The organism is Levilactobacillus suantsaiihabitans (genome assembly GCF_004745505.1).
Lineage (GTDB): Bacteria > Bacillota > Bacilli > Lactobacillales > Lactobacillaceae > Levilactobacillus > Levilactobacillus suantsaiihabitans.
Genome location: NZ_RKLX01000044.1, coordinates 1 through 3,520, shown reverse-complemented (window position 1 = coordinate 3,520; position 3,520 = coordinate 1). Strand labels below are relative to the sequence as shown.

General features: G+C 38.9%; 5 protein-coding genes and 1 pseudogene. 3 read left to right on the top strand and 3 right to left on the bottom strand.

Annotated elements, in window-relative coordinates:
* Positions 1-255 precede the first annotated feature (255 nt).
* Positions 256-345, top strand: coding sequence for a putative holin-like toxin (locus tag EGT51_RS13170; protein WP_021353390.1), 90 nt, complete (start codon positions 256-258; stop codon positions 343-345).
* On the opposite strand, the gene EGT51_RS13000 is transcribed toward EGT51_RS13170, so the two are convergent.
* The 3 genes and pseudogenes from EGT51_RS13000 to mobQ all read right to left on the bottom strand — a co-directional run bounded on the left by EGT51_RS13000 (position 304) and on the right by mobQ (position 2,804).
* Positions 304-480, bottom strand: coding sequence for a hypothetical protein (locus EGT51_RS13000; protein ID WP_155275701.1), 177 nt, complete (start codon positions 478-480; stop codon positions 304-306). The genes EGT51_RS13170 and EGT51_RS13000 overlap by 42 nt on opposite strands.
* A 24-nt stretch (positions 481-504) precedes the next feature.
* Positions 505-728 (bottom strand): annotated as a pseudogene (locus EGT51_RS13110) (LtrC-like protein); the annotation flags it as partial.
* 12 nt (positions 729-740) lie between these two features.
* Positions 741-2,804 carry a MobQ family relaxase gene (gene mobQ, locus EGT51_RS12675; RefSeq protein WP_135369018.1) on the bottom strand — a complete coding sequence of 688 codons (2,064 nt, stop codon included), beginning with the start codon at positions 2,802-2,804 and terminating at the stop codon, positions 741-743.
* 270 nt (positions 2,805-3,074) lie between these two features.
* Between mobQ and EGT51_RS12670 the strand changes: the two genes are divergently transcribed.
* Together EGT51_RS12670 and EGT51_RS12665 are read left to right on the top strand one after the other, a co-directional pair.
* On the top strand, positions 3,075-3,284 hold the full coding sequence (locus EGT51_RS12670; protein WP_125685038.1) for a hypothetical protein: 210 nt from the start codon (positions 3,075-3,077) through the stop codon (positions 3,282-3,284).
* A 22-nt stretch (positions 3,285-3,306) separates the two neighbouring features.
* Positions 3,307-3,520, top strand: a 214-nt coding sequence (locus EGT51_RS12665) for a hypothetical protein (RefSeq protein WP_135369017.1), incomplete at its 3' end; no start/stop codon positions are given.

Sequence of the window (3,520 nt, the reverse complement as noted above, 5' to 3'; positions counted from 1 at the left end):
GATCTTTTTTGTCCGAACAGCGTTCGGATTAATTTTACAATCTACCTATCCACAAAAGATGTTTTGCTGAGCTTAATTTGATCAAATTTAGGATCCTATGAAACCCCATGACTTAATTTTTATTGTGCTTGGTCAACACTTAATTCACCTGTATAATGGATTACGCAGGAAGTTTTAAGGGCGGTGGCTGTCTTTTCCCTTGCGAGGTGAGGCCCATGGGAACATGGAATAATCTTCAGGAAGGTTTCACAGTCAATGAGCGTCTTCCAGACACTCTCGTTGATGTTGCTGTTTGGCACGTTTTTAATCGCGCTCCTCAGCTATATCGACAAGCACCACAAATAAAAAAAGCCGCCCTGTGTAACTTTGGTAGAGGTCACAGGACGAGCTAAAATCGTTTATTAAATTTCTGCCACCGCCTTTGAAGCGGCTTGCACGGGAAGTCCTGTTTTCGGCGGGGCTTCCTTTTTCTGTTTCCATTATAGCATGTCCCTTAAAAACTGGCTAACGTTTCATGCTTCGATCAGATTCAGGATCAGGTTGTTTGATTTCCGGATTTTCTTCAGCAAATGCTTGCAGCTGTTTTTGTGTTCGATTACTGATTTCATGGTGTATATCATTTAGTTTATTTTTTAGTTCTGATTTTTGTTGTGGGTTCCTTGCTTGCTGAACTTGTCGTTGCAAACTTGATATAACTGATTAAGCGCTCGGGCTGATAGCTTTTTTATTTTACATTTGAATTACAAGTGCATACCCCCATCTTCATGCCGGTTTCGAGTTTGGTGTTGCCGTTGCTTTTTCGTCATTTCCCACTCAGTCTCCTTTAAACCTTGCACCTGTTTTTGCCGTTCGTAATCTTCATCACGGGCATATAGGGCGGTCATGATTGCGTTACTAAAGGCCGTCTTTAAGTAGTAGCTTGGACTAACTGGCTTGTAATTTAGCGGTTGATAATGTCCAATATTTACTTTTCTATACTGGTCGTCCTTGGCTTGTTGCCCTTTTAACTGCTTTTGGATTTTCTCGATCTGACTGTTCTTAATCGTCGGATCGGCTTTGCATTCACCCAAAAAGAGTTGTTTAGTGCCATCATGCTTTAAAACCCGTTGTAAGTGATGATTTTCTAACTGATCTAAGCTAAGCTGTCCCGATAAATAAGCTAGTCCTTGTTGATGTTCTTGGGGACTGAACACCTGTGGTGGATTTGCTTGCCACTGTTCAATTGTTTCAGCCTGACATGGCTTTAAAACAGGATCATAGTACATCACGGCTGTATAGGCTTGTTCCTGTTTAATCATTGGTAATTCATTAAAATTGCCGTTAGGAAAGGCCCTTTTCAATACTTCATGGTATTGCGTTTTAATGACTTGCTTAACGGCCATGATTGCCCGTAGGTCTTTGACTGCTCGAGTAATCTTTTGCTGCTCGGTTGGTGAATACTTTTCTAGTAGACCTTGATCAACGTGTTCTAGACTTTCTAAGCTATCATCATGAATCATCAGCGTATATTTAAGCTCGATTTTGACTTCCTTTTCTTGTTGCATTAATAACTTCCAGCCAACGTATGGCCGTTTGGTAAATGACAATAATTGTCGGACCGATAAATCATCACGAATATTCATTAAACGTTCGTTTAATTCACTGCCTTTGAAAATCGTTTGTTCACTATTAGTTTCTTTAATCAATTCCCGTCGTTCAGCCGCGGTTGTCTGTTCAAAATCAAGCTCTGGATAAAGTTTTTTAGTCGTGCGATCAACTACTTTATTTAAGAGTTCATCTGCTTTTTTTAGTGAACTTTCTTGTTGGTTAATCGTCAATAATTGCTTAGTGACATCTTCACCAACAGCATGCTTAATTAAGGTACTGTTTTTCCAATTAAATAGCATGCGCCGCTTATCATCTAAACTTTCCAAACTAATATAAGTTTTCAGTTCGTGGCTTAACTCTTTGACCACTTTTTTCTCGTTAAACGAGAAGTGTTTACTTAGGCTATCCAAGTGGCCTCGATTAACTACTTTCTCCTGCATATTTTTATAGCCAGCTTTGGACTTACGATAGTTCTTAACTTGTTGATTAAATGCCTTTCTTTCATGCCGTTTGCTATTGATTCCCTCGTGTTGCATTGGTGTGTCAGCTATTCCCTGTTCCACAAATGATTTTTCACTGATTAGATCAGGAATGTTTTTTTGCTCTAAAGCCTGATTTACACTTGCCACCCAATTGTGCCGCCATTCAGTTATTTTTTCTTTTTTATCCCAATCGACCATCAGTATCTTTCTACTCTTAGGGTACTTGCTAGTTCCGGTATATGTTTTGTTGCCATTATCATCTAAAATATATTGCTTTTTGCTCTTAATTCCCCACGTTCCGTCTGGGTTAAATGGACGGTTAGTTAACATCACATGAGCGTGCGGATTATCTGGGTGATCGCGATGAATTGCCACGTCGGCTACCATGCCCTCATCAACAAAATTTTCTTGCACATATCTTGTCAGTAATTCTTTCTGTTCGGATTCACTTAATTCTACCGGTAAAGCCACGTTAAACTCTTTTGCATACCGTGAGTTTGATTTACGATCTTTCTTTTCAACTTCATTCCACAACTGCTCTCGATCACTCGCCCATTCAGGTGAATTTTTTGGCGTCAAAATAAAGCTTTCTGGCATGATCGATCGGGCATAAAAATAGTGGCGATCTTCCTTATCATCAAATAGCTTTTCACCACTTCGATAAGCGGCACTGGCAATCGCACTTCGTCCTTTACCAGCACTAATATTACTAAAACTCATGTGGAATATTGCCATGTCAGTCACCGTCTTCCTTTGATTCTATGGGTTTTGACCTTGTTGTCGCCATTGGCGACTTCTAATACAGGATTTTAGCACGATTTACCCCACAAGAATTTAGTGGGGTGTAAGTGCGCATTGACCTCGTTTCACTCGGTCTTCTGATTCTCTTAACTTTAATTTAGTGTATGCCTTTCGCTTCGCTATTTCAACTTTTATCCTTTGACTTAACATTCTCTGTATGATATAGTGTCGGTGATTATTTTTAATATGATTGGAGGGATCGTTATGTCTCAAAGCAACTTAGAAAAACAAGAAGCTAAATTAAAACAGCTTAATCAAAAGATTAAAGCTGAAAAAATTAAGATTGAACAACGGCTAGGTAAACAAATCATCAGTCAAGCCAATTTAGATTATGCTAATTTGTCTAACGATCAGATTAAGCTTTTAGCCAAGCAATTTTCTGAATTTTTAAAGGTAAAGTCCGTAGATCATTAGCCATACGAGATGGGGAAATTCCATGTCTAATCAATATGAAAAACTAGTCGAGCAGCAAGCGCGTTTAAAACAAAAAATTGAGCGGGAAGATTTTAAGTTACGCCAATCTAAGTATTATGAAAATCGACAAGCACGAAAAGCCCGTTCTCGCCGATTAATTCAAAAAGGGGCTTTATTAGAAAAGTACTTTCAAGCTAATAACCTCTCGGTCGAACAAACCGAAGAACTTTTAAAAA

Coding starts and splice junctions, on each gene's coding strand:
- EGT51_RS13170 (WP_021353390.1), top strand. CDS start 256: ATGAGCGTCTTCCAGACACTCTCGTTGATGTTGCTGTTTGGCACGTTT.
- EGT51_RS13000 (WP_155275701.1), bottom strand. CDS start 480: ATGGAAACAGAAAAAGGAAGCCCCGCCGAAAACAGGACTTCCCGTGCA.
- mobQ (WP_135369018.1), bottom strand. CDS start 2,804: ATGGCAATATTCCACATGAGTTTTAGTAATATTAGTGCTGGTAAAGGA.
- EGT51_RS12670 (WP_125685038.1), top strand. CDS start 3,075: ATGTCTCAAAGCAACTTAGAAAAACAAGAAGCTAAATTAAAACAGCTT.